This is a genomic window from Shigella sp. FC1544 (genome assembly GCF_001722145.1).
Taxonomy (GTDB): Bacteria; Pseudomonadota; Gammaproteobacteria; order Enterobacterales; family Enterobacteriaceae; genus Escherichia; species Escherichia coli.
On the sequence record NZ_MECT01000111.1, the window covers coordinates 18,956 to 43,469 of the forward strand.

Consider the following 24,514-nt stretch of genomic DNA (forward strand, 5'->3'; position numbering starts at 1 on the left):
TATTACACCAGGCTCTTCAAGCGATAAATCCATTCCAGCGCCTGACGCGGAGTCAGTGAATCCGGGTCCAGGTTTTCCAGAGCTTCGACCGCTGGCGAGGTTTCTTCCGGTACTGACAGCAAAGACATTTGCGTACCATCCACTTGCGTAGCGGCGGCGTTCGGCGAAATGCTTTCCAGCTCACGCAGTTTTTGCCGTGCGCGCTTAATCACCTCTTTTGGCACGCCTGCCAGAGCTGCAACCGCCAGGCCGTAGCTTTTGCTCGCCGCGCCATCCTGCACGCTATGCATAAAGGCAATGGTGTCTCCGTGCTCCAGCGCATCGAGATGCACGTTGGCGACGTCTTCCATTTTCTCCGGTAGCTGGGTCAGCTCGAAATAGTGGGTGGCAAACAGCGTCAATGCCTTAATCTTATTCGCCAGATTTTCTGCGCACGCCCACGCCAGCGACAGACCATCGTAGGTGGACGTTCCACGCCCGATCTCATCCATTAACACCAGACTGTATTCGGTGGCGTTATGTAAAATATTGGCGGTTTCAGTCATCTCCACCATAAAGGTTGAGCGCCCGGAAGCCAGGTCATCTGCCGCGCCTACGCGGGTAAAGATGCGATCGATAGGTCCAATCTCGACTTTTTGTGCCGGTACATAGCTGCCGATGTAGGCCATCAGCGCAATCAGTGCGGTCTGGCGCATATAGGTACTTTTACCGCCCATGTTCGGGCCGGTAATAATCAACATACGGCGCTGCGGCGACAGATTCAGCGGGTTAGCGATAAATGGCTCATTCAGTACTTGTTCAACTACCGGATGGCGACCTTCGGTAATGCGAATGCCCGGTTTATCAATGAAGGTCGGGCAGGTGTAGTTTAGGGTATAGGCCCGTTCCGCCAGGTTAACCAGCACGTCGAGTTCCGCCAGCGCGCTCGCGCTCTGTTGCAACGCTTCCAGATGCGGCAACAGCAGGTCGAACAGCTCTTCATAAAGCTGTTTTTCCAGTGCCAGTGCTTTGCCTTTTGAGGTGAGAACTTTATCTTCGTACTCTTTTAGCTCTGGAATGATGTAGCGCTCGGCGTTTTTCAGCGTCTGGCGACGCATGTAGTTGATGGGTGCCAGATGGCTTTGCCCACGGCTGATTTGAATGTAGTAGCCGTGCACCGCATTAAAGCCAACTTTCAGCGTGTCCAGGCCGGTACGTTCACGCTCGCGGACTTCCAGACGCTCCAGATAATCGGTCGCGCCGTCAGCCAGCGCGCGCCACTCATCCAGCTCTTCGTTATAGCCCGATGCGATAACACCACCGTCGCGTACCAGCACCGGCGGTGTGTCGATGATTGCTCGCTCCAGCAGATCGCGCAGCTCGGCAAACTCGCCCATCTTCTCACGTAGCGCCTGTACCGGTGCACTATCGACAGTTTCTAACTGTGCACGCAGCTCCGGCAGTTGCTGGAAAGCGTGGCGCATACGGGCCAGATCGCGTGGGCGAGCAGTTCGTAAAGCCAGACGTGCCAGAATACGTTCAAGGTCGCCGACCTGACGCAGTACCGGCTGTAGCCCGGCGGTGAAATCCTGCAATGCGCCAATAGTTTGCTGGCGCTCAAGCAACACGCGGGTATCGCGCACTGGCATATGCAGCCAGCGTTTCAGCATACGACTACCCATCGGCGTGACGGTGCAGTCGAGCACAGAAGCCAGCGTATTTTCCGCACCGCCCGCCAGGTTCTGAGTAATTTCCAGGTTACGACGTGTCGCGGCATCCATAATGATGCTGTCCTGCTCACGTTCCATGGTGATAGAACGAATATGCGGCAGGGTCGTGCGTTGGGTATCTTTCGCATACTGCAACAGACAACCGGCAGCACAAAGTCCGCGCGGCGCGTTCTCGACGCCAAAACCGACCAGATCGCGGGTGCCAAATTGCAGATTCAACTGCTGGCGCGCGGTGTCGATTTCAAACTCCCACAGCGGGCGACGGCGCAGGCCGCGACGGCCTTCAATCAGCGACATCTCGGCGAAATCTTCTGCATACAGCAGTTCCGCCGGATTAGTGCGTTGCAGCTCTGCCGCCATCGTTTCGCGGTCGGCCGGTTCGCTCAGGCGAAAACGCCCGGAGCTGATATCCAGCGTCGCGTAGCCGAAACCTTTGCTGTCCTGCCAGATAGCCGCCAGCAGGTTGTCCTGACGCTCCTGTAACAGGGCTTCATCGCTGATGGTGCCTGGCGTAACGATACGCACAACTTTGCGCTCAACCGGACCTTTGCTGGTCGCCGGATCGCCAATTTGTTCGCAGATGGCAACGGACTCTCCCTGATTCACCAGTTTGGCGAGATAGTTTTCCACCGCATGGTAGGGAATCCCCGCCATCGGGATCGGCTCTCCCGCCGAAGCACCGCGTTTGGTCAGTGAAATATCCAGCAGTTGCGACGCGCGTTTTGCGTCGTCATAAAACAGTTCATAAAAATCACCCATCCGGTAAAACAGCAGGATCTCGGGATGCTGGGCTTTCAGCCTGAGATACTGCTGCATCATGGGCGTATGGGCGTCGAAATTTTCTATTGCACTCATGGGGTTATGTCCGGTTCCTGATATTAAATGGGGTGTGATGGTTTTTATTTTCGTTGTAATCACATAAGGCGCACATGATACCGGAGTTAATCATTTCAGGGGAAGAAGCGAACGGCGAGTTCTTGATGCTGGTTCCGGGAAAGATGCTGTTTTGCAGCTTTTGCGTGATGCTTATGAAGCAAGTACGCAAAATTGCGTCGGTTGAATAAACCTCCTCCTTCAGAGCCATAGTCCCCTTTCAAATTAAGTTGTAATATAAATACACCTTAAGAGTATGGAGGCAGCATGTCCGGCAAGCGTATCTCTCGTGAAAAACTGACGATTAAAAAAATGATCGATCTTTATCAAGCGAAATGCCCGCAGGCGTCAGCGGAGCCGGAGCATTACGAGGCGTTGTTTGTTTACGCGCAAAAGCGGCTGGATAAATGTGTGTTCGGCGAAGAGAAACCAGCCTGTAAGCAGTGTCCGGTGCACTGTTACCAGCCTGCAAAGCGTGAAGAGATGAAACAGATTATGCGTTGGGCCGGGCCGAGAATGCTGTGGCGTCATCCGATCTTAACCGTGCGTCATCTCATCGATGACAAGCGTCCGGTGCCAGAACTGCCGGAAAAATATCGTCCGAAAAAAGCTCGTGAATAGTATGCCGGACAGGCAGATCTGTCCGGCAATTTGCAGTTAAATCAATGCCGATTTATCAATTCCCAGCCGCTTCATCCGTGACAGCAGGGTCGTGCGTTTCAGCCCCAGACGTTGCGCAGCGCCTTTAGGCCCGGCAACCACGCCGTTGGTTTCTTTCAGCACGCGAACAATCAACTGATATTCATCTTCGCCCTCCTGAGCGACAACCGTTGCGGCAGGCGGCGTTTCAGGCTCCGGTAAAGCAATATCTGGCAATGACAGCTGCAGCACGTTGCCGCGTGTTAGCAATACTGCGCGCTCAATGACGTTTTCCAGTTCGCGTACTTTACCCGGCCACTCCATGTTGCTCAAGGTGCGCAGCGTCTCGGCTGGAATGCTGTCGATATTGCGCCCCAGACGACGGGCAATTTTGAAGGTAAAGGCTTTCGCCAGCAGCGGAATATCTTCCGGACGCTCGCGTAGTGGCGGCAGGTGAATCGGGAATACGTTCAGGCGGTAATAGAGATCGCTACGGAACTCTCGGTCGGCGACCATTTTTTTCAGATCGCGGTTAGTCGCGGCAATTAAACGTACGTCCGTCTGAATGATTTTGTTGCTGCCGAGACGTTCAAACTCCTGTTCCTGCAATACACGCAGCAACTTCGGCTGTAACTCCAGTGGCATATCGCCCACTTCGTCTAGGAACAGGGAGCTTTTATCCGCCAGTTCAAAACGACCAATGCGCTGGGCGCTGGCACCGGTAAAAGCCCCACGCTCATGACCAAACAGATCGCTTTCCAGCAATCCGGCAGGCATCGCCGCGCAGTTCATTTTGACCATGCGGCGATTATTACGCCCACTGAGATTATGGATCGCGCGGGCAATCAGCTCTTTACCCGTGCCAGTTTCACCGAGGATCAGCACGGTACTGTCACTTTGCGCCACCATTTCAACTTGTTTAAGCACGCTGTACATGGCTTCGCTGCGGCCAATAATCTCGCCAAATTCACTATCAACATTGTTGAGCTGCTCGGTCAGGACGAGGTTTTCATCAACCAGCCGTTCTTTCAGACGATGGATTTCCTGATAGGTGAGGGCGTTATCGACAGCGATTGCCACACGTTCGGCAATCTGGCGCAGCAAATTCAGATTGGTAGTGGTAAACACTTTCTCTTCGCATTGCGCCAGTTTCAGCACGCCCAGCATGGTGTCGCCAGACATCAGCGGTAACAGGCACAAGGTTTGAATCTGGTTGCCCCAGGTGTCGAACAACATGCGTTCATAGGGGGCTAAATCGTCCCGCTCGTGGAGATTGATCAGCAGCATCTCTTTACTTTTGAACACGCGTTCGGTGAGGGTTCCGGCTTCATCGACTTCGCTCTGTTCGTGGGCGGGATGTTGTTTATCAAGATAGTGAGTGGAGTAGATGTTGAGTTTGTTTTTACGGTGGCTGCGTAAGACGATACTGATATCGTCAATGTCGAAATAGTAATGGATTTCTTTGGCGACTTCGCTGACCAGTTCGTCCATATCCAGGTGGGAAAGCACCGCGTTGGTAATGGTAACCAGGATGCGGAAGTTATCGCGCTCCCGGCATAACAACTCATAGTCGACATTGTTGACGACGCGGCTCTGGATTTGTTCGGTGACGACAGAAACGATCTGCGTAAATGTTTGCAGACGATTGAACTCTTTTTCGCTCCAGGGACGATCGTCATAACGAATAAATTCACAGCCACCAAAAATATGCCCTTCCGCCGCCAGTGGCATCAGGCAATAGTGACCAAATTTGGGGTATAGCCCACCTGCGACCAGGTTTCACAAAATTCTTCGTAACTGCAATGCAGCGTATCAGGGCGCGACAAAATGCGGCGTACCGGACCGTGTGCCAGAACAGTTTCGTCTTCATATTTAATGGGGGTGTCTTTTTCACGCGATGCGTAATAAGACGCACGTTGAGTCTGCGCTTGCCACAACACAATAGCCGCGTTGTCGGCGAGCGCAGAACGCTTTACCAGTTGCGAAAGAGCCTCACACAGCGAGGCCAGATCGGGCTGCTGCAATAGTGTCCGAGTGATGTCGAACAACCCTTGCTGTCCGAGATCACTCATCGGTGTATATGACATTTTGTTCTTCCAGGAAAGCACCGCAAAGCGGTGCAAAAGGTCATTGACTAACTATAGGAGATTTAGAATTTTATTAGCATATACGCGGAAGCGGTTCGGCGTGTGGTAAATCGAGGGTTCGTTTCACACCATACAGACCGGCAAGACGAACACCTTTACGTTCCACCACTTCACCAATTAGCGCCGCGTCTTTCCCCAGTGGATGGGAATGTAACGCTGCCAGCACTTGCTCTGCTGCGTTGCGTTCAACAGCTATTACTAGTTTGCCTTCGTTGGCAAAGTTAAGGGCGTCCAGTCCCAGCAGTTCGCAAACGCCGCGCACAGCAGGTTTAACCGGCAGTGCTGATTCAGAAATTTCAATACCACAACCGCAGGCTGCCGCGAACTCATGAACCACCGCGTTTACACCACCACGGGTGGCATCACGCAGCGCTTTCACGCCGGGAATGTCACGCAGCGTCTGAATAAGCGGCGTCAGCACCGCGCAGTCGCTGACCAGTTCACCATCCAGCCCCAGTTGTTCACGCAGGTTAAGGATAGTCGCCCCGTGGTCGCCGAGTGTACCGCTAACCAGCAATACATCGCCTGCGGTTAGCGTCTGTGCGCCCCAGTGAATATTCGCCGGAATTGCGCCCATGCCAGCGGTGTTGATAAACAGTTTATCTGCCGCGCCGCGCTGCACCACTTTAGTATCGCCAGTAACGATGGCAATGCCTGCCGTGCGGGCGGTTTCTGCCATGCTGGTCACTACGGCTTTCAGTGTCTCCATCGGCAATCCTTCTTCGAGGATAAAGCCACAGGAGAGATAGCACGGAATAGCGCCACTGACCGCAACGTCATTCGCGGTGCCGCAAATCGCCAGCTTGCCGATATTACCGCCAGGAAAGAACAGCGGGTCAATGACGTAACTGTCGGTGGAGAACGCCAGACGATCGCCTTCTGCTACCAGCTGCGCCAGATCAAGACGTGCCTGGTCTTCCTGCTCTGCCAGCCACGGGTTGGCAAAGGCTTCCATAAACAGGCTGTTGATTAATTGCTGCATCGCCTGGCCGCCGCTGCCGTGGGCGAGTTGGATATTATTCACGCTTCACTCTCCTGCTGACGATACTGATACCACGCGGCGCACGCTCCTTCGGAGGAGACCATCAGTGCACCAAATGCGGTTTGAGGATTACAGGTGTTACCAAACAGCGGGCATTGATGCGGCTTACATTTGCCCGTTAATACCTCACCACAACGCGCGCGCGGGTCATCGCAGACCTGCTGCGGTGCCGGGCGGAAATGTGCTTCGGCATCGAATCGTTGATAATCCGGCGTCAGGTGCACGCCAGAAGATTCAATCACGCCTAAGCCGCGCCATTCGCTGTCGCCGTTGACACAGAACACATCGGCAATCGCCTGTTGCGCCAGCAGGTTACCGGCATCCGGTACCACCCGACGATACTGATTCTCTACCTTGCTGTGGGCCTCTATTTTCTGCTCCACCAGCATCACCACGCCTTGCAGTAGATCAAGGGGTTCGAAACCAGCGACCACCAGCGGACGATGAAAATCGCTGGCGATAAAATTATAGGCATCAGTGCCGATAACCATACTAACGTGGCCCGGCGCGAGGAACGCGTCGATACCGTTATCCGGCTGTTCCAGCAAACTGCGCAGCGTCGGGATAAGCGTAATGTGCTGACAGAAGAAGTAAAAATTCTGCACATCACGCGCTTTCGCCTGTTGCAGAGTGATGGCGGTGGTCGGCATGGTGGTTTCAAAACCTAAGCCGAAGAACACCACTTTGCGGGTTGGATTCTCCTGCGCCAGTTTCAACGCATCCATCGGCGAGTAAACGATGCGCACATCGGCACCGCGTGCTTTTGCCTGCAACAGCGATCCCTGTTTCCCTGGTACGCGCATGGCGTCGCCAAAGGTACAGAAGATGACTTCCGGATGGCTGGCAATCTCCACGCAGGTGTCGATTCTACCCATCGGCAGTACGCACACCGGGCAACCCGGACCGTGGATAAACTCAACGTTTTCAGGCAGTAACTGGTCGAGGCCGAATTTAAAAATAGCGTGGGTATGACCACCGCACACTTCCATAATCCGCAGAGGGCGTTCGGTGGTGTAAGAGAGATGTGAAGCACGTTCGCGCAGATGCTCAATTAACTGCATCACCTGTTCCGGCGTGCGATATTCATCAACAAAACGCATTATTTTTCCTCGCCATACAACAGCGCGCCGACATCCGGCTCAACGTCAAACATGTTTTGTAAGGCGTCGAGAGTGTCGCGTGCTTCGGCTTCAGTAATTACGCTCATGGCAAAGCCAACGTGTACCAGTACCCACTGGCCCACGCGCGGCTGACCGTTTTCATCGCAGCTGCCGACTAACGTTAAATCGACATCGCGCTGAATGCCGCAGACGTCGACTTTTGCCTGGTTGCCGTCAATGGTGCGGATCTGGCCGGGAACGCCTATGCACATCGCTGTGTCTCCAGCCAGTTCAGCCACTGGTCCATCCCTTCACCGCTGGTGGCGGAAATAAGGATGATTTCAATTTCTGGATTGACTTCGCGGGCGCAGGCGATGCACTTCTCAACGTCAAAGTTGAGATACGGCAACAGGTCAACTTTGTTGAGCAGCATCAGCGAGGCGGCGGCAAACATATGCGGATATTTCAGCGGTTTGTCTTCACCTTCGGTAACGGAAAGCACCGCCACTTTGTGTTTTTCACCGAGATCGAAGCTGGCCGGGCATACGAGGTTGCCAACGTTTTCGATAAACAGAATACCGTTATCGTCCAGTGGCAGACGCGGTGCGGCGTCGGCAATCATCTGTGCGTCAAGATGGCAGCCTTTACCTGTGTTCACCTGAATCGCTGGTGTGCCGGTAGCGCGAATGCGTGCGGCATCGTTCACGGTTTGCTGGTCACCTTCAATAACCGCGCACGGAACGCTGTCTTTCAGGCGCATTAGGGTTTCCGTCAGCAGGGTGGTTTTACCGGAACCTGGGCTGGAAACCAGGTTGAGCACCAGTTGCTTGCGGGCAGCAAAGCGCGCGCGGTTGCGTTCAGCCAGACGGTTGTTTTTGTCCAGCACGTCAATTTCGACTTCCAGCATCCGACGCTGGCTCATGCCCGGTGCGTGAGTGCCCGCTTCGCCATGACCGTAATGCAGGTCGCCTTCTTCAGTCTGGCTGGGGGTAAATTCAGGCGCTTTAATGCCGGTGATTTTCATCTTCGGGCGTGCCGCCGGGGCAAATGGCGCGCTACGAAACGCGGAATGAGGGTTATGTTCATCACCCTCGATATACAGGTTGCCTTCACCGCAACCGCATGTTGTACACATCGCTCACTCCTGGTCTATTTCTATCCGCCGAATCTGTAAACCGTCGTCTGCCACAATCTGTAGCATGTCACCATGACACTGTGGACAGCGGCGGACGCGCTGGGTCAATAGCGTCACATACTGTTGGCATGTTTCACACCAGCATTCGACCTCTTGTTCTTCGAGGTGCAGTTTACAACCTTCCGCCACGCTGCCGCGGCAAACCAGATCAAAACAAAAGGCAAGAGAGCTGGTTTCGACGCAAGAAAATGCGCCAATTTTGAGCCAGACCCCAGTTACGCGTTTTGCGCCGTGTTTTGCGGCCTGCTGTTCGATCAATTCCAGTGCCCGTTGGCAGAGGGTTATTGCGTGCATATCGCCTCCCATTAACTATTGCCAGCTACAAGCAATAATTGTGCCAGTGTTGATTATCCCTGCGGTGAATAATGTCGATGATGTCGAAATGACACGTCGACACGGCGACGAAATTCATCTTTAGCTTAAAAATCGTTTTAATAACAATAAATTAAAAATTGGCACAGAAAATGCTTAAAGCTGGCATCTCTGTTAAACGGGTAACCTGACAATGACTATTTGGGAAATAAGCGAGAAAGCCGATTACATCGCACAGCGGCATCGTCGTCTACAGGACCAGTGGCACATCTACTGCAATTCGCTGGTTCAGGGGATCACGTTATCGAAAGCGCGCCTGCATCACGCCATGAGCTGCGCGCCGGACAAAGAACTCTGTTTCGTCCTTTTTGAACATTTTCGTATTTACGTCACCCTGGCGGATGGCTTTAACAGCCACACCATCGAGTATTACGTCGAAACAAAAGAGGGCGAAGACAAACAGCGGATTGCGCAGGCGCAACTGAGCATTGACGGCATGATTGATGGCAAGGTCAACATCCGCGATCGCGAACAGGTTCTGGAACACTATCTCGAAAAAATCGCTGGCGTTTACGACAGCTTATACACCGCCATTGAAAACAATGTGCCGGTGAATTTAAGCCAACTGGTAAAGGGACAAAGCCCGGCAGCATGAGCTGAGGCTTTGCCCGTTTTGCAGGCGTTACGCCTGTTTGGGGATGGGCGTGTCGATGAGTGTCGAAAATGACATTTCATCGGCATGTTTTCGTCAAAAATGACAATCACCTGAGGAATGCCTGGTGAATCGTTTTGTAATTGCTGACTCCACGCTCTGTATCGGCTGCCACACTTGTGAGGCAGCCTGTTCAGAGACGCATCGCCAGCACGGCCTGCAATCAATGCCGCGCCTGAGAGTGATGCTGAATGAAAAAGAATCTGCGCCGCAGCTCTGTCACCACTGTGAAGATGCACCCTGCGCGGTGGTCTGCCCGGTTAACGTCATCACCCGCGTTGATGGGGCCGTGCAGTTGAATGAAAGCCTGTGCGTAAGCTGCCAGCTGTGCGGCATCGCCTGCCCGTTTGGCGCAATTGAATTTTCCGGCAGCCGTCCGCTGGATATTCCTGCAAATGCCAATACCCCGAAAGCGCCACCGGCACCGCCTGCTCCGGCGCGTATCAGTACGCTGCTTGACTGGGTGCCGGGTATTCGCGCGATCGCCGTCAAATGTGACCTTTGTAGCTTTGATGAACAAGGTCCGGCCTGCGTGCGGATGTGCCCGACCAAAGCCCTGCATCTGGTGGATAACACCGATATCGCCCGCGTCAGCAAACGTAAGCGTGAGCTGACTTTTAATACGGACTTTGGCGATCTCACCTTGTTTCAGCAGGCTCAAAGTGGAGAGGCTAAATGAGCGCAATTTCCCTGATCAATAGCGGCGTGGTGTGGTTTGTCGCCGCCGCTGTTCTGGCATTTCTCTTTTCTTTTCAAAAGACGCTAAGTGGCTGGATAGCCGGAATTGGCGGCGCGGTTGGTAGCCTGTATACGGCAGCCGCGGGCTTCACTGTGCTGACTGGCGCGGTTGGCGTGAGCGGTGCGCTGTCGCTGGTAAGCTACGATGTGCAAATCTCCCCGCTTAACGCGATTTGGCTGATTACGCTCGGTCTGTGCGGTCTGTTTGTCAGCCTCTACAACATTGACTGGCATCGCCACGCGCAGGTGAAGTGCAACGGCTTGCAGATCAATATGTTGATGGCTGCCGCCGTCTGCGCCGTCATCGCCAGCAACCTCGGCATGTTCGTGGTAATGGCCGAAGTCATGGCCTTGTGTGCGGTGTTCCTCACCAGCAACAGCAAAGAGGGCAAACTGTGGTTTGCGCTGGGGCGTCTTGGCACTCTGCTGCTGGCGATTGCTTGCTGGCTGCTGTGGCAGCGTTATGGCACGCTGGATCTGCGCCTGCTGGATATGCGTATGCAACAGCTGCCGCTCGGTTCCGATATCTGGCTGCTCGGTGTGATTGGCTTTGGCCTGCTCGCCGGGATTATTCCGCTGCACGGCTGGGTGCCGCAGGCACATGCTAACGCCTCTGCGCCAGCTGCCGCGTTGTTTTCTACGGTAGTCATGAAAATTGGCCTGCTGGGCATTTTAACCCTGTCACTGCTGGGCGGTAATGCACCGCTGTGGTGGGGGATCGTGCTGCTGGTGCTCGGCATGATCACCGCGTTTGTCGGTGGTCTGTATGCGCTGATGGAGCACAACATCCAGCGCCTGCTGGCTTACCACACCCTGGAAAATATCGGCATTATCCTGCTGGGGCTGGGGCTGGGCGCTGGCGTAACGGGTATCGCGCTCGAACAACCGGCGCTGATTGCTCTTGGCCTGGTCGGTGGTCTGTACCATCTGCTTAACCATAGCCTGTTCAAAAGCGTACTGTTCCTCGGGGCGGGGAGCGTCTGGTTCCGTACCGGTCATCGCGATATCGAAAAACTCGGTGGTATTGGCAAGAAAATGCCGGTTATCTCCATCGCCATGTTAGTCGGGTTGATGGCAATGGCTGCGCTGCCGCCGCTGAACGGGTTTGCCGGGGAATGGGTTATCTATCAATCCTTTTTCAAACTGAGCAATAGTGGCGCGTTTGTTGCCCGTCTGCTGGGGCCGCTGCTCGCTGTGGGTCTGGCAATTACCGGTGCGCTGGCGGTGATGTGTATGGCGAAAGTCTATGGCGTCACGTTCCTCGGCGCGCCGCGTACCAAAGAAGCCGAAAACGCCACCTGTGCGCCGCTCCTGATGAGCGTAAGCGTAGTGGCACTGGCGATTTGCTGCGTAATTGGCGGTGTTGCTGCGCCGTGGCTGCTGCCGATGCTCTCTGCTGCCGTACCTCTGCCTCTGGAGCCTGCTAACACCACCGTTTCTCAACCAATGATCACATTGCTGCTGATTGCCTGCCCGCTGCTGCCATTCATCATTATGGCGATTTGCAAAGGCGACCGCCTGCCGTCACGTTCCCGCGGTGCGGCCTGGGTGTGCGGCTACGACCATGAAAAATCAATGGTGATTACCGCTCACGGTTTTGCCATGCCGGTTAAACAGGCGTTTGCGCCAGTGCTGAAACTGCGCAAATGGCTGAATCCGGTGTCGCTGGTGCCGGGCTGGCAGTGCGAAGGTAGTGCGTTGCTGTTCCGCCGGATGGCGCTGGTTGAACTGGCGGTACTGGTGGTGATTATTGTTTCACGAGGAGCCTGAGAATGAGTGTTTTATATCCGTTAATTCAGGCGCTGGTGTTATTTGCCGTTGCGCCGCTGCTCTCCGGTATTACCCGCGTGGCGCGCGCCCGTCTGCATAACCGTCGCGGGCCGGGCGTGTTGCAGGAGTATCGCGACATTATCAAACTGCTGGGCCGCCAGAGCGTTGGCCCGGATGCCTCTGGCTGGGTGTTCCGCCTGACGCCGTATGTGATGGTGGGCGTCATGCTGACTATCGCTACTGCGCTGCCGGTGGTGACCGTCGGTTCTCCGCTGCCGCAACTGGGCGATTTGATCACCTTACTGTATCTCTTCGCCATCGCGCGTTTCTTCTTTGCCATTTCCGGTCTGGATACCGGTAGCCCGTTTACCGCTATCGGTGCGAGCCGTGAAGCGATGCTTGGCGTGCTGGTCGAACCGATGTTGCTGCTTGGTCTGTGGGTTGCCGCACAGGTTGCCGGTTCCACCAACATCAGCAACATTACCGACACCGTTTATCACTGGCCGTTGAGCCAAAGCATCCCGCTGGTGCTGGCGCTCTGCGCCTGTGCGTTCGCCACTTTTATCGAAATGGGCAAACTGCCGTTCGACCTGGCGGAAGCCGAGCAGGAGTTGCAGGAAGGTCCGCTCTCTGAGTATAGCGGCAGCGGCTTTGGCGTCATGAAATGGGGTATCAGCCTGAAACAGCTGGTGGTGTTGCAGATGTTCGTCGGGGTGTTTATTCCGTGGGGACAAATGGAAACCTTCACCGCCGGTGGACTGCTGCTGGCGCTGGTGATTGCCATCGTAAAACTGGTGGTCGGCGTCCTGGTTATCGCGCTGTTCGAAAACAGCATGGCCCGTCTGCGTCTTGATATTACTCCGCGCATTACCTGGGCTGGGTTTGGCTTTGCATTTTTAGCGTTCGTCTCCTTGCTGGCGGCGTGATTAAAGAGAGTTTGAGCATGTCTGAAGAAAAATTAGGTCAACATTATCTCGCCGCGCTGAATGAGGCATTTCCGGGCGTCGTGCTGGACCACGCCTGGCAGACCAAAGATCAGCTGACTGTCACCGTAAAGGTGAACTATCTGCCGGAAGTGGTGGAGTTTCTCTACTACAAGCAGGGGGGCTGGCTGTCGGTGCTTTTTGGTAACGACGAACGCAAACTGAATGGTCATTACGCCGTTTATTACGTGCTGTCGATGGAGAAGGGGACTAAGTGCTGGGTAACGGTTCGCGTCGAAGTTGATGCCAACAAACCGGAGTATCCGTCCGTGACGCCGCGCGTTCCGGCGGCGGTGTGGGGCGAGCGCGAAGTGCGCGATATGTACGGTTTGATTCCGGTTGGTCTGCCGGATGAACGCCGTCTGGTGCTGCCGGATGACTGGCCGGATGAACTTTATCCGCTGCGTAAAGACAGCATGGATTATCGTCAGCGTCCGGCACCGACCACCGGTGCTGAAACCTACGAGTTCATCAACGAACTGGGCGACAAGAAAAACAACGTCGTGCCGATTGGTCCGCTGCACGTCACTTCTGACGAACCGGGCCACTTCCGTCTGTTCGTCGATGGCGAAAACATTATCGACGCAGACTACCGCTTGTTCTATGTCCATCGCGGTATGGAAAAACTGGCGGAAACCCGCATGGGTTATAACGAAGTGACCTTCCTCTCTGACCGTGTGTGCGGGATCTGCGGCTTCGCCCACAGCACCGCCTACACCACGTCGGTGGAAAACGCGATGGGTATTCAGGTGCCAGAACGTGCGCAGATGATCCGCGCCATTCTGCTGGAGGTGGAACGCCTGCACTCGCATCTGCTCAACCTCGGCCTCGCCTGCCACTTTACCGGCTTCGACTACGGCTTTATGCAGTTCTTCCGCGTGCGTGAAACCTCCATGAAAATGGCCGAGATCCTCACCGGTGCGCGTAAAACCTACGGCCTGAACCTGATCGGCGGGATTCGTCGCGATCTGTTGAAAGATGACATGATCCAGACCCACCAGCTGGCGCAACAGATGCGTCGTGAAGTGCAGGAGCTGGTGGATGTGCTGCTGAGCACACCGAACATGGAACAGCGCACCGTCGGCATTGGTCGTCTGGACCCGGAAATTGCCCGCGATTTCAGTAACGTTGGCCCGATGGTCCGCGCCAGCGGACACGCTCGCGATACCCGCGCTGATCACCCGTTTGTTGGTTATGGCCTGCTGCCAGTGGAAGTCCACAGCGAGCAGGGCTGCGACGTTATTTCGCGTCTGAAAGTGCGTATCAACGAAGTCTATACCGCGCTGAACATGATCGACTACGGTCTGGATAACCTGCCGGGTGGCCCGCTGATGGTGGAAGGCTTTACCTACATTCCGCACCGTTTCGCGCTGGGCTTTGCCGAAGCGCCGCGCGGTGATGATATCCACTGGAGCATGACTGGCGACAACCAGAAGCTGTACCGCTGGCGCTGCCGTGCCGCGACCTACGCGAACTGGCCGACCCTGCGCTACATGCTGCGTGGCAACACTGTTTCCGATGCGCCGCTGATTATCGGTAGCCTGGACCCTTGCTACTCCTGTACCGACCGCATGACTGTGGTCGATGTACGTAAGAAGAAGAGCAAAGTGGTGCCGTACAAAGAACTCGAGCGCTACAGCATTGAGCGTAAAAACTCGCCGCTGAAATAAGGAATCGCCATGTTTACCTTTATCAAAAAAGTTATCAAAACCGGCACGGCGACCTCGTCTTATCCGCTGGAGCCGATTGCGGTTGATAAAAACTTCCGTGGTAAGCCAGAGCAGAACCCGCAGCAGTGCATCGGCTGCGCGGCCTGCGTCAATGCCTGCCCGTCAAACGCCTTAACGGTTGAAACTGACCTCGCCACAGGAGAGCTGGCCTGGGAGTTTAATCTCGGGCGCTGCATCTTCTGTGGACGCTGCGAAGAAGTTTGCCCGACGGCGGCGATTAAGCTGTCGCAAGAGTACGAACTGGCGGTGTGGAAGAAAGAAGACTTCCTGCAACAGTCTCGCTTCGCGCTGTGCAACTGTCGCGTCTGCAATCGTCCTTTCGCCGTCCAGAAAGAGATCGACTACGCCATTGCGCTGCTTAAGCACAACGGCGACAGCCGCGCGGAAAACCACCGCGAAAGCTTTGAGACTTGCCCGGAATGTAAGCGCCAGAAATGCCTGGTGCCGTCCGACCGTATTGAACTGACTCGCCATATGAAAGAGGCCATCTGATGAGCAATTTATTAGGCCCCCGTGACGCCAACGGCATTCCGGTCCCGATGACGGTGGATGAATCCATCGCCAGCATGAAGGCGTCGTTACTGAAAAAAATCAAACGTTCTGCCTATGTTTACCGCGTGGACTGCGGCGGCTGCAACGGCTGCGAAATCGAAATTTTCGCCACTTTATCGCCGCTGTTTGATGCAGAACGCTTCGGCATTAAAGTCGTTCCTTCACCGCGTCATGCGGATATTTTACTGTTTACCGGCGCGGTCACCCGTGCAATGCGATCCCCTGCGCTGCGTGCGTGGCAGTCCGCGCCGGACCCGAAAATTTGTATCTCCTACGGTGCCTGCGGTAACAGCGGCGGGATCTTCCACGATCTCTACTGCGTGTGGGGCGGTACGGATAAAATTGTCCCTGTGGATGTTTATATCCCTGGCTGCCCGCCAACGCCTGCCGCCACGCTGTACGGCTTTGCAATGGCGCTCGGCCTGCTGGAGCAGAAAATTCACGCCCGTGGGCCGGGTGAACTGGATGAACAACCGGCGGAGATCCTGCATGGCGATATGGTGCAGCAGCTGCGCGTGAAAGTGGATCGCGAAGCACGCCGCCTGGCGGGTTATCGTTACGGTCGTCAGATTGCCGATGACTTCCTGACACAGTTAGGGCAGGGCGAAGAACAGGTTGCACGCTGGCTGGAAGCGGAAAACGATCCGCGTCTGAACGAGATTGTCAGCCATCTGAATCATGTTGTAGAAGAGGTGCGTATCCGATGAGTGAAAAGGTGGTGTTCAGTCAACTGAGCCGTAAATTTATTGATGAGAACGATGCCACGCCCGCCGAGGCGCAGCAGGTGGTCTATTACAGCCTGGCGATTGGTCACCACCTTGGGGTTATCGATTGCCTGGAAGCGGCGCTCACCTGCCCGTGGGATGAATATCTGGCATGGATTGCCACTCTGGAGGCGGGCAGTGAAGCCCGCCGCAAAATGGAAGGCGTACCGAAGTACGGTGAGATCGTCATCGACATTAACCATGTGCCGATGCTGGCCAACGCATTCGATAAAGCCCGGGCAGCGCAAACTTCGCAGCAGCAGGAATGGAGTACAATGCTGTTAAGTATGCTGCATGATATTCATCAGGAAAACGCCATCTATTTGATGGTGAGGAGATTGCGTGACTGACGTTTTACTCTGTGTTGGCAATAGCATGATGGGCGATGATGGCGCAGGTCCGCTGCTGGCGGAAAAGTGCGCCGCCGCGCCGAAAGGTAACTGGGTGGTGATTGACGGCGGTAGTGCACCGGAAAACGACATCGTCGCCATCCGTGAACTGCGCCCTACGCGGTTACTGATTGTCGACGCCACGGATATGGGGCTAAACCCCGGCGAGATCCGCATCATCGACCCGGATGATATCGCCGAGATGTTTATGATGACTACCCATAACATGCCTCTGAACTATCTTATCGACCAGTTGAAAGAAGATATTGGCGAAGTGATTTTCCTCGGCATACAGCCGGATATCGTCGGCTTTTACTACCCGATGACCCAGCCGATTAAAGATGCGGTAGAAACCGTTTATCAACGACTGGAAGGCTGGGAAGGGAATGGCGGCTTCGCGCAGTTAGCGGTGGAAGAAGAGTAGTTTTTCATTAAGGAATCAGGACAGGGATGTTCTTGATGGGGTGAACCAGCTCTGATGCCAAATGCTAAATTGCCCGATGCGCTTATCGGGCCTTCCTGGTTCGTGCGACATGTAGGCCGGATAAGGCGTTCACGCCGCATCCGGCACTGTTACTTACTCTAAATCTTCCCCATTACTGGCAATCACTTTTTTATACCACCAGAACGATTTCTTACGTGTGCGCGTCAGCGTGCCGTTGCCTGCGTCGTCACGGTCTACGTAGACAAAACCGTAGCGTTTGCTCATTTCACCCGTAGAGGCGGAAACTAAATCAATACAGCCCCATGTGGTGTAGCCCATCAGCGGAATGCCATCTGCAATCGCTTCGCCCATTGCGCGGATATGTTCGCGTAAATAGCTGATGCGATAGTCATCGTTAATCTCGCCATTGGCAGCAAGTTCATCTTTTGCGCCGAGGCCGTTTTCCACCAGAAACAGCGGCTTCTGATAACGATCGTACATCATATTCATGGTGATACGCAGACCGAGTGGATCAATTCCCCAGCCCCAGTCGCTCACTTGCAGATACGGGTTACGCAGCGATTTCACCACGTTCGCCGCACTGCTGTTGTTGGCGTTCATCTCCGCCGAGGCGCAGCGCGAGGCGTAATAGCTGAAAGAGACAAAATCGACGGTGTTTTTCAGGATCTCATCATCGCCCAGCGCTTTATCTATGGTTACCCCTTTTTCGCGAAATACGCGGGCAGAGTAAGCCGGATACGCGCCGCGCGCCTGCACATCGATAAAAAACAGGTTTTCCCGATCTTTCTCCAGCGCCGCCCAGACATCTTCCGGTTTGCAGCTGTAAGGGTAGAAGTTGCCGCCCGCCAGCATACAGCCCACCTGATTTTGCGGGTTAACCTCATGGCCGATTTTGGCGGCTAGCGCACTGGCAACCAGCTGGTGATGCGCGGCCTGATATTTCACCTGATCCTGATTTTCACCTTCTTCAAACACCAGACCCGCGCCGGAGAACGGGCTATGCAACATAATGTTGATTTCATTGAAGGTTAGCCAGTATTTCACCAGACCATCAAATGCTTCAAAGCAGGTTCTGGCGTAGCGGCTGAAAAACTCCACCAGCTTGCGGTTACGCCAAGAGCCATATTCGGTGACCAGATGCATCGGCACATCGAAGTGGCACAACGTGACCAGCGGTTCGATACCGTACTTTTTACACTCTTCAAAGACAGAACGATAAAAAGCAATGCCCTGCTGATTGGGCGTGATTTCATCGCCCTGCGGAAAGAGACGGCTCCAGGCAATTGAGGTACGGAAAACCTTGAATCCCATCTCTGCCATCAGGGCGATATCTTCTTTATAACGATGATAAAAATCCGTCGCCTCATGGCTGGGATAAAACTCGTCATCGCGCAACTGAAAACGTTTTTCCAGCCCCAGTTTCACCGCCATTCGATGCTCGCCGTGTGGGATCATATCGACGGTGGTCAGCCCTTTTCCGCCTTCACGGAACGCACCTTCAGACTGGTTGGCGGCAAGCGCGCCGCCCCATAAAAAACCTTCTGGAAATACTGACATTTTCATCCTCAATTAAGACTTACTTCTTTGGCGACGGTCGGTTGTACGCTCTGATGCTTTCGCGCCTGGGCAGCCGCTTCCTCAACAGGAATATCCTCAAAGCCGAGCAACAGTGTGAGGATAAACGACAGCACCACCGCCAGCGCCATGACTGCGAACACCCAGACGATGCTCATTGGATTCGCCGGATCGAAGAATTGCACGCTGGTAAATAGCCCCGGCGCTGCCATTGAGTGGCTGGCAAGCCCCGCCATACCGGCAACCGCGCCGCAAATAAAACCGCTGATAAGACTGGCGATAAGCGGACGTTTCAGGCGGATCGCCACGCAGTATAACGCCGGTTCGGAAATCCCCGCCATAATGGCTGATGCCGCCGCAGCCAGCGCCGTCTGGCGCAGTTCCGGGTTTTTCGTTTTCCACGCCACCGCCAGTGATGAACCGCCCAGCGACAGGTTAGCGCCGATCTCTGACGGCATGACCATCCCTTCTTTGCCGGTTTCGGCAATGGTCTGAATGATGGTTGGCGTAAAGACGCGGTGCATCCCGGTCATTACCAGCAGAGGCCACAGCGCGCCCATAATGGCGACTGAAAGCCAGCCCAGATAACCATGAATGGTGTAAACCAGCGCCGAAATGGCGCTACCGATCCAGATACCAATCGGGCCAATCAGCAGGATTGCCAGCGGTGCGGCAATCAACACAATCAGCATTGGCTTGAGGAAGTTTTTGGTCACCGCCGGTGTAATGCGATCCACCCAGCGTTCGATATATGACAGGCACCAGGTCATCACCAGCGCCGGGATCACTGTGTAGGTGTATTTCACCGCGGTGACCGGAATCAGGGCAAATTCGACATGTTCACCCTAGGCCGCTTTCGCCATCAGTTCAATAAAACTCGGATGTACCAGCACACCCGCGATGGCAATCGCCAGCGACATATTGGTTTTAAATTTGATGGCGGCAGATGCCGCGACCATCAGCGGCAGGAAGAAGAAAGCACCGTCACCAATCACATTCAGAATGGTTAAGGTCGGCGATCCTTTTGTCAGCACGCCGCTCATCTCGAGGATCATCGCCAGCAGTTTGACCATCGATCCGCCGATAATCGCCGGGATCAGCGGTGACATGGTGCCGATCAGCGCATCGAGGATCCCCGCACCAATGCGACGCAGCGTGAGTTTGGGTTTACCCACGGGCTGTGCGGGCTGCATATCTCCCGGCAGCAGGCTGACGACTTCCTGAAAGGCTTGTGAAACGGTATTGCCGATAATCACCTGACACTGGTTGTCACTACGTACCACGCCGAGCACGCCGGGGATGGTTTTTAACGTCGGGCTGTCGATAAGCTGGTCATCTTTGATAACAAAGCGCAAACGCGTCATACAGTGCGTGACCGCCGAGATGTTATCAACGCCGCCCAGTGCCGCTATCACCGAGCGTGCCAGCGCCGCATAATTTTTGGCCATCGGATTTTATCCTGTTATCAGTAGGGTAGATGTAGTTGTTATCAGTCGACGTAACGGAAAAATGCCGATGCTGAAACGGAATCAGGAAACCCGTTTCACAAAATCATGAATAGTTGTCACTAAATAAGCAAGAGAGTTAATTATTCATTTTTTATATTTGTGAAACCGGTCACCTGAATATTTTTCCCGCCGATTGCGCAAGGACAATCGGCAAACGGTGCAGTACACTGCGTTGATTGCGTGTAAAGGGATGAAAATGATGACGACGATGCTGGAAGTGGCGAAGCGCGCCGGGGTTTCAAAAGCGACCGTTTCCCGCGTGCTTTCAGGTAATGGCTACGTCAGCCAGGAGACTAAAGATCGCGTGTTTCAGGCGGTAGAAGAGAGCGGTTACCGCCCAAACTTGCTGGCGCGCAATCTGTCGGCGAAGAGTACTCAGACGCTGGGGCTGGTAGTGACCAACACGCTTTACCACGGCATTTATTTTAGTGAATTACTCTTTCATGCCGCGCGAATGGCGGAAGAGAAAGGGCGGCAGTTGCTATTGGCAGATGGTAAACACAGCGCCGAAGAAGAGCGCCAGGCGATTCAGTATCTGCTGGATTTGCGCTGCGACGCCATTATGATTTACCCGCGTTTTTTAAGCGTGGATGAGATCGATGACATCATTGACGCGCACAGTCAGCCGATAATGGTGCTTAATCGCCGCCTGCGCAAAAACAGCAGCCATAGCGTCTGGTGCGATCATAAACAGACCAGCTTTAATGCCGTGGCAGAGTTGATAAACGCCGGACATCAGGAGATTGCTTTCCTTACCGGCTCGATGGATTCCCCCACCAGCATTGAACGTCTTGCTGGGTATAAAGACGCGCTGGCGCAGCATGGTATTGCGCTCAATGAAAAACTTATCGCTAACGGTAAATGGACGCCCGCCAGCGGGGCCGAAGGGGTAGAAACGTTGCTCGAACGTGGGGCTAAATTTAGCGCGTTAGTTGCCAGTAACGACGATATGGCGATAGGTGCGATGAAAGCGTTGCACGAGCGCGGCGTAGCGGTGCCAGAGCAGGTGTCAGTTATCGGATTCGATGATATCGCAATTGCCCCCTATATCGTTCCGGCGCTCTCCAGCGTAAAAATTCCGGTGACTGAGATGATTCAGGAAATTATTGGACGGCTGATTTTTATGCTCGATGGCGGGGATTTCTCACCGCCGAAAACCTTCAGCGGAAAACTGATCCACCGCGACTCACTCATTGCTCTTTCGCGATAAACATTGTCATCACATGTCATCGTCACTAGTGTCGATGACATCTTTTTTCCTGCATTACAGAAATTAATTTCCTTAAATAACAGTGAATTAAAAACTGGCATGATTTGTGAATGTATCGGCGCATTAACTGTCATTGCTGGAGAATTTGATGAACCGTTTCATCATTGCTGACGCGAGTAAATGTATTGGTTGCCGTACCTGTGAAGTGGCGTGCGTGGTTTCTCATCAGGAAAATCAGGACTGTGCATCGCTGACCCCGGAAACATTTTTACCGCGTATCCATGTCATTAAAGGTGTGAACATTTCCACGGCGACAGTTTGCCGTCAGTGTGAAGATGCACCGTGCGCTAACGTCTGCCCGAATGGTGCTATCAGCCGTGATAAAGGGTTTGTTCATGTGATGCAGGAACGTTGCATTGGTTGCAAAACCTGCGTTGTGGCTTGCCCGTATGGCGCGATGGAAGTGGTGGTACGTCCGGTGATTCGCAACAGCGGCGCGGGGCTGAATGTACGGGCTGACAAAGCCGAAGCCAATAAATGTGACCTGTGCAACCATCGTGAAGACGGCCCGGCGTGTATGGCGGCTTGCCCGACTCATGCGCTGATTTGTGTCGATCGTAATAAACTTGAACAACTGAGTGCAGAAAAACGCCGCCGTACGGCGCTGATGTTCTAAAAATCTTACAGAACTGTTCTGGCATCAAAGGAATTCCCGGAAATATTCGTAGAATACGGAGCGGGCGGTATCGCCGACCTGTGACTGCCGGATGCGACGCTGTCGTGTCCGGCTGGGCGGGTTACGCAATTCATGATGGCGGGAATAACTCAATGGCAAAAAACACATCTTGCGGTGTCCAACTGCGTATTCGTGGCAAAGTGCAGGGCGTCGGTTTTCGTCCGTTTGTCTGGCAGCTGGCACAGCAATTAAATCTTCACGGCGATGTCTGTAATGACGGCGATGGCGTAGAAGTCCGGCTGCGGGAAGACCCGGAAACGTTTCTTGTTCAATTGCATCAGCACTGCCCGCCGCTGGCGCGTATTGATAGCGTCGAGCGTGAGCCGTACATCTGGTCACAACTGCCCACTGAGTTCACCATCCGCCAGAGCGCGGGAGGTGCCATGAATACGCAAATTGTCCCGGATGCCGCTACTTGCCCTGCTTGCCTTGCCGAAATGAATACCCCAGGCGAACGGCGTTATCGTTATCCGTTTATCAACTGTACCCACTGCGGCCTGCGTTTCACCATTATTCGCGCCATGCCTTACGACCGCCCGTTTACCGTGATGGCGGCGTTTCCGTTGTGTCCGGCTTGTGACAAAGAGTACCGCGACCCGCTCGATCGTCGCTTCCACGCCCAGCCGGTGGCCTGCCCGGAGTGTGGCCCGCATCTTGAATGGGTAAGTCATGGTGAACATGCAGAACAAGAGGCGTCATTACAGGCGGCTATCGCACAGTTAAAAATGGGCAACATTGTCGCCATCAAAGGGATTGGCGGATTTCATCTTGCCTGCGATGCACGTAACAGTAACGCGGTGGCGACACTTCGGGCGCGCAAACATCGCCCGGCGAAACCGCTGGCGGTCATGTTGCCAGTGGCTGACGGTTTACCAGACGCTGCGCGCCAGTTGCTTACCACGCCCGCCGCGCCGATTGTGCTGGTGGATAAAAAATACGTTCCTGAGCTTTGTGATGATATCGCCCCTGACCTTAACGAAGTCGGGGTAATGTTGCCTGCGAACCCGCTCCAGCATTTGCTGTTACAGGAACTGCAATGCCCGCTGGTGATGACCTCCGGCAACCTGAGCGGTAAACCACCAGCTATCAGCAACGAACAGGCGCTGGCGGATTTGCAGGGCATTGCCGACGGATTCTTGATACATAACCGCGACATCGTGCAGCGGATGGATGATTCGGTGGTGCGCGAAAGCGGCGAAATGCTGCGCCGTTCGCGGGGGTATGTGCCGGATGCGCTGGCTTTGCCTCCGGGCTTTAAAAATGTTCCGCCTGTGCTGTGTCTCGGAGCGGATCTGAAAAATACCTTCTGCCTGGTGCGCGGTGAACAAGCGGTGTTGAGTCAGCATCTGGGCGATTTAAGTGACGATGGCATCCAGATGCAGTGGCGCGAAGCGTTACGCCTGATGCAAAACATCTACGATTTTACCCCGAAATACGTTGTGCATGACGCGCATCCGGGCTATGTCTCCAGCCAGTGGGCGCGTGAAATGAATCTGCCGACGCAAACGGTACTGCATCATCATGCCCATGCAGCGGCGTGTCTGGCAGAGCATCAGTGGCCGCTGGATGGCGGTGATGTCATTGCTTTGACGCTCGACGGTATCGGTATGGGGGAGAACGGCGCTTTGTGGGGCGGCGAGTGCCTGCGGGTGAACTATCGCGAATGTGAGCACCTGGGCGGCTTGCCTGCAGTGGCGCTTCCGGGTGGCGATTTGGCAGCGAAGCAGCCGTGGCGAAACCTGCTGGCGCAGTGCCTGCGCTTTGTGCCGGAGTGGCAGAATTACCCTGAAACAGCAAGTGTGCAACAGCAAAACTGGAGCGTGCTGGCGCGGGCCATTGAGCGTGGAATTAACGCGCCGCTGGCGTCATCGTGTGGGCGGTTGTTCGATGCAGTGGCGGCGGCACTGGGCTGTGCGCCAGCCACGTTAAGTTATGAAGGTGAAGCGGCTTGTGCTCTGGAGGCGCTCGCAGCCTCATGCCACGGAGTGACGCATCCGGTGACGATGCCGCTGGTGGACAATCAACTGGATCTCGCCGCTTTCTGGCAGCAGTGGCTGAACTGGCAGGCACAGGTTAATCAACGCGCGTGGGCGTTTCATGATGCGCTGGCGCAGGGTTTTGCCGCGTTGATGCGTGAGCAGGCCACGATGCGTGGTATCACTACGCTGGTATTTAGCGGCGGGGTTATTCATAACCGTTTGCTGCGTGCACGTCTGGCGCATTATCTCGCTGATTTCACATTGCTCTTTCCACAGAGTTTACCGGCGGGTGATGGCGGTTTGTCTCTGGGGCAGGGGGTTATTGCTGCGGCGCGTTGGTTAGCGGGTGAAGTCCAGAACGGATAAAACGTGTTGCATTTGGACACCATTGCCGGATGCGGCGTAA

21 protein-coding genes and 2 pseudogenes are annotated in these 24,514 nt (G+C 54.7%); 14 read left to right on the forward strand and 9 right to left on the reverse strand.

Going from position 1 to position 24,514, the window contains the following annotated elements; translation table 11 throughout:
- Positions 1 to 2: 2 nt before the first annotated feature.
- Positions 3 to 2,564, reverse strand: coding sequence for a DNA mismatch repair protein MutS (gene mutS / locus BGK49_RS07790; RefSeq protein WP_001272926.1), 2,562 nt, complete (start codon positions 2,562 to 2,564; stop codon positions 3 to 5).
- A 74-nt stretch (positions 2,565 to 2,638) separates the two neighbouring features.
- Between mutS and BGK49_RS30360 the strand changes: the two genes are divergently transcribed.
- Together BGK49_RS30360 and BGK49_RS07795 are read left to right on the forward strand one after the other, a co-directional pair.
- On the forward strand, positions 2,639 to 2,773 hold the full coding sequence (locus tag BGK49_RS30360; protein ID WP_000611926.1) for a hypothetical protein: 135 nt from the start codon (positions 2,639 to 2,641) through the stop codon (positions 2,771 to 2,773).
- A gap of 76 nt (positions 2,774 to 2,849) precedes the next feature.
- On the forward strand, positions 2,850 to 3,203 hold the full coding sequence (locus BGK49_RS07795) for a nitrous oxide-stimulated promoter family protein (RefSeq protein ID WP_000015495.1): 354 nt from the start codon (positions 2,850 to 2,852) through the stop codon (positions 3,201 to 3,203).
- 36 nt (positions 3,204 to 3,239) lie between these two features.
- Here the strand turns inward: BGK49_RS07795 and flhA are convergent.
- From flhA to hypA, 6 genes and pseudogenes are all read right to left on the reverse strand, one after another.
- Positions 3,240 to 5,308: pseudogene (gene flhA, locus BGK49_RS07800) on the reverse strand (formate hydrogenlyase transcriptional activator FlhA).
- 73 nt (positions 5,309 to 5,381) lie between these two features.
- Entirely contained in the window at positions 5,382 to 6,392 is a 1,011-nt protein-coding gene (gene hypE / locus BGK49_RS07805; protein WP_001059906.1) for a hydrogenase maturation carbamoyl dehydratase HypE, read from the reverse strand.
- On the reverse strand, positions 6,389 to 7,510 hold the full coding sequence (gene hypD / locus BGK49_RS07810) for a hydrogenase formation protein HypD (protein ID WP_069375716.1): 1,122 nt from the start codon (positions 7,508 to 7,510) through the stop codon (positions 6,389 to 6,391). Before hypD ends, hypE begins: the two co-directional genes overlap by 4 nt.
- Positions 7,510 to 7,782, reverse strand: coding sequence for a hydrogenase 3 maturation protein HypC (hypC, locus tag BGK49_RS07815; protein WP_000334884.1), 273 nt, complete (start codon positions 7,780 to 7,782; stop codon positions 7,510 to 7,512). The genes hypD and hypC overlap by 1 nt, the downstream gene beginning before the upstream one ends.
- Complete coding sequence (hypB, locus tag BGK49_RS07820) at positions 7,773 to 8,645, reverse strand: hydrogenase nickel incorporation protein HypB (RefSeq protein WP_000337665.1); 873 nt, start codon at positions 8,643 to 8,645, stop codon at positions 7,773 to 7,775. Before hypB ends, hypC begins: the two co-directional genes overlap by 10 nt.
- 3 nt (positions 8,646 to 8,648) lie before the next feature.
- Positions 8,649 to 8,999 carry a hydrogenase maturation nickel metallochaperone HypA gene (hypA, locus tag BGK49_RS07825; protein ID WP_024259660.1) on the reverse strand — a complete coding sequence of 117 codons (351 nt, stop codon included), beginning with the start codon at positions 8,997 to 8,999 and terminating at the stop codon, positions 8,649 to 8,651.
- Between the two features lie 211 nt (positions 9,000 to 9,210).
- On the opposite strand from hypA, the gene hycA reads away from it, so the two are divergent.
- The 9 genes from hycA (at position 9,211) to hycI (ending at position 17,079) form a co-directional block, all read left to right on the forward strand.
- Positions 9,211 to 9,672: a formate hydrogenlyase regulator HycA gene (gene hycA, locus BGK49_RS07830; protein ID WP_000158061.1), complete on the forward strand. Its 462-nt coding sequence runs from the start codon at positions 9,211 to 9,213 to the stop codon at positions 9,670 to 9,672.
- Positions 9,673 to 9,796: 124 nt separating this feature from the next.
- The gene (gene hycB / locus BGK49_RS07840; protein WP_001079189.1) at positions 9,797 to 10,408 is read left to right on the forward strand and encodes a formate hydrogenlyase subunit HycB; all 612 of its coding nucleotides are present in this window, start codon (positions 9,797 to 9,799) and stop codon (positions 10,406 to 10,408) included.
- Positions 10,405 to 12,237, forward strand: coding sequence for a formate hydrogenlyase subunit 3 (hycC, locus tag BGK49_RS07845; RefSeq protein ID WP_069375717.1), 1,833 nt, complete (start codon positions 10,405 to 10,407; stop codon positions 12,235 to 12,237). Before hycB ends, hycC begins: the two co-directional genes overlap by 4 nt.
- 2 nt (positions 12,238 to 12,239) lie before the next feature.
- The gene (hycD, locus tag BGK49_RS07850) at positions 12,240 to 13,163 is read left to right on the forward strand and encodes a formate hydrogenlyase subunit HycD (RefSeq protein WP_000115224.1); all 924 of its coding nucleotides are present in this window, start codon (positions 12,240 to 12,242) and stop codon (positions 13,161 to 13,163) included.
- A 17-nt stretch (positions 13,164 to 13,180) separates the two neighbouring features.
- Positions 13,181 to 14,890, forward strand: coding sequence for a formate hydrogenlyase subunit HycE (gene hycE, locus BGK49_RS07855; protein WP_001288142.1), 1,710 nt, complete (start codon positions 13,181 to 13,183; stop codon positions 14,888 to 14,890).
- A 9-nt stretch (positions 14,891 to 14,899) separates the two neighbouring features.
- Positions 14,900 to 15,442, forward strand: a complete 543-nt coding sequence (gene hycF / locus BGK49_RS07860) for a formate hydrogenlyase subunit HycF (RefSeq protein ID WP_000493785.1) — start codon at positions 14,900 to 14,902, stop codon at positions 15,440 to 15,442.
- On the forward strand, positions 15,442 to 16,209 hold the full coding sequence (gene hycG, locus BGK49_RS07865; RefSeq protein WP_000067393.1) for a formate hydrogenlyase subunit HycG: 768 nt from the start codon (positions 15,442 to 15,444) through the stop codon (positions 16,207 to 16,209). The genes hycF and hycG overlap by 1 nt, the downstream gene beginning before the upstream one ends.
- Positions 16,206 to 16,616, forward strand: coding sequence for a formate hydrogenlyase assembly protein HycH (gene hycH / locus BGK49_RS07870; RefSeq protein WP_001291921.1), 411 nt, complete (start codon positions 16,206 to 16,208; stop codon positions 16,614 to 16,616). Before hycG ends, hycH begins: the two co-directional genes overlap by 4 nt.
- Positions 16,609 to 17,079 carry a hydrogenase maturation peptidase HycI gene (gene hycI, locus BGK49_RS07875; RefSeq protein ID WP_000132961.1) on the forward strand — a complete coding sequence of 157 codons (471 nt, stop codon included), beginning with the start codon at positions 16,609 to 16,611 and terminating at the stop codon, positions 17,077 to 17,079. Before hycH ends, hycI begins: the two co-directional genes overlap by 8 nt.
- Before the next feature lie 153 nt (positions 17,080 to 17,232).
- Here the strand turns inward: hycI and ascB are convergent, their stop codons facing one another.
- Both ascB and ascF read right to left on the reverse strand, forming a co-directional pair.
- On the reverse strand, positions 17,233 to 18,657 hold the full coding sequence (ascB, locus tag BGK49_RS07880) for a 6-phospho-beta-glucosidase AscB (protein ID WP_069375720.1): 1,425 nt from the start codon (positions 18,655 to 18,657) through the stop codon (positions 17,233 to 17,235).
- An 8-nt stretch (positions 18,658 to 18,665) separates the two neighbouring features.
- A pseudogene (gene ascF, locus BGK49_RS07885) lies at positions 18,666 to 20,123 on the reverse strand (PTS cellobiose/arbutin/salicin transporter subunit IIBC).
- Between the two features lie 259 nt (positions 20,124 to 20,382).
- Between ascF and ascG the strand changes: the two are divergent.
- The 3 genes from ascG to hypF all read left to right on the forward strand — a co-directional run bounded on the left by ascG (position 20,383) and on the right by hypF (position 24,474).
- Positions 20,383 to 21,393 (forward strand): DNA-binding transcriptional regulator AscG, encoded by a 1,011-nt coding sequence (ascG, locus tag BGK49_RS07890; RefSeq protein ID WP_001343660.1) that lies wholly within the window; start codon positions 20,383 to 20,385, stop codon positions 21,391 to 21,393.
- 148 nt (positions 21,394 to 21,541) lie between these two features.
- Positions 21,542 to 22,069: an electron transport protein HydN gene (gene hydN, locus BGK49_RS07895; protein WP_001078777.1), complete on the forward strand. Its 528-nt coding sequence runs from the start codon at positions 21,542 to 21,544 to the stop codon at positions 22,067 to 22,069.
- A 152-nt stretch (positions 22,070 to 22,221) separates the two neighbouring features.
- Entirely contained in the window at positions 22,222 to 24,474 is a 2,253-nt protein-coding gene (gene hypF / locus BGK49_RS07900; protein ID WP_001107694.1) for a carbamoyltransferase HypF, read from the forward strand.
- Positions 24,475 to 24,514 lie beyond the last annotated feature (40 nt).

Excerpts from the sequence above, each read along its gene's own strand:
- hypD (WP_069375716.1), bottom strand. The coding sequence starts at position 7,510 with ATGCGTTTTGTTGATGAATATCGCACGCCGGAACAGGTGATGCAGTTA.
- ascG (WP_001343660.1), top strand. The coding sequence starts at position 20,383 with ATGACGACGATGCTGGAAGTGGCGAAGCGCGCCGGGGTTTCAAAAGCG.
- ascB (WP_069375720.1), bottom strand. The coding sequence starts at position 18,657 with ATGTCAGTATTTCCAGAAGGTTTTTTATGGGGCGGCGCGCTTGCCGCC.
- mutS (WP_001272926.1), bottom strand. The coding sequence starts at position 2,564 with ATGAGTGCAATAGAAAATTTCGACGCCCATACGCCCATGATGCAGCAG.
- hydN (WP_001078777.1), top strand. The coding sequence starts at position 21,542 with ATGAACCGTTTCATCATTGCTGACGCGAGTAAATGTATTGGTTGCCGT.
- hycE (WP_001288142.1), top strand. The coding sequence starts at position 13,181 with ATGTCTGAAGAAAAATTAGGTCAACATTATCTCGCCGCGCTGAATGAG.
- hycG (WP_000067393.1), top strand. The coding sequence starts at position 15,442 with ATGAGCAATTTATTAGGCCCCCGTGACGCCAACGGCATTCCGGTCCCG.
- hycC (WP_069375717.1), top strand. The coding sequence starts at position 10,405 with ATGAGCGCAATTTCCCTGATCAATAGCGGCGTGGTGTGGTTTGTCGCC.
- BGK49_RS30360 (WP_000611926.1), top strand. The coding sequence starts at position 2,639 with ATGATACCGGAGTTAATCATTTCAGGGGAAGAAGCGAACGGCGAGTTC.
- hypF (WP_001107694.1), top strand. The coding sequence starts at position 22,222 with ATGGCAAAAAACACATCTTGCGGTGTCCAACTGCGTATTCGTGGCAAA.
- hycA (WP_000158061.1), top strand. The coding sequence starts at position 9,211 with ATGACTATTTGGGAAATAAGCGAGAAAGCCGATTACATCGCACAGCGG.
- hycH (WP_001291921.1), top strand. The coding sequence starts at position 16,206 with ATGAGTGAAAAGGTGGTGTTCAGTCAACTGAGCCGTAAATTTATTGAT.
- hycF (WP_000493785.1), top strand. The coding sequence starts at position 14,900 with ATGTTTACCTTTATCAAAAAAGTTATCAAAACCGGCACGGCGACCTCG.
- hypA (WP_024259660.1), bottom strand. The coding sequence starts at position 8,999 with ATGCACGCAATAACCCTCTGCCAACGGGCACTGGAATTGATCGAACAG.
- hycD (WP_000115224.1), top strand. The coding sequence starts at position 12,240 with ATGAGTGTTTTATATCCGTTAATTCAGGCGCTGGTGTTATTTGCCGTT.
- hypC (WP_000334884.1), bottom strand. The coding sequence starts at position 7,782 with ATGTGCATAGGCGTTCCCGGCCAGATCCGCACCATTGACGGCAACCAG.
- BGK49_RS07795 (WP_000015495.1), top strand. The coding sequence starts at position 2,850 with ATGTCCGGCAAGCGTATCTCTCGTGAAAAACTGACGATTAAAAAAATG.
- hypB (WP_000337665.1), bottom strand. The coding sequence starts at position 8,645 with ATGTGTACAACATGCGGTTGCGGTGAAGGCAACCTGTATATCGAGGGT.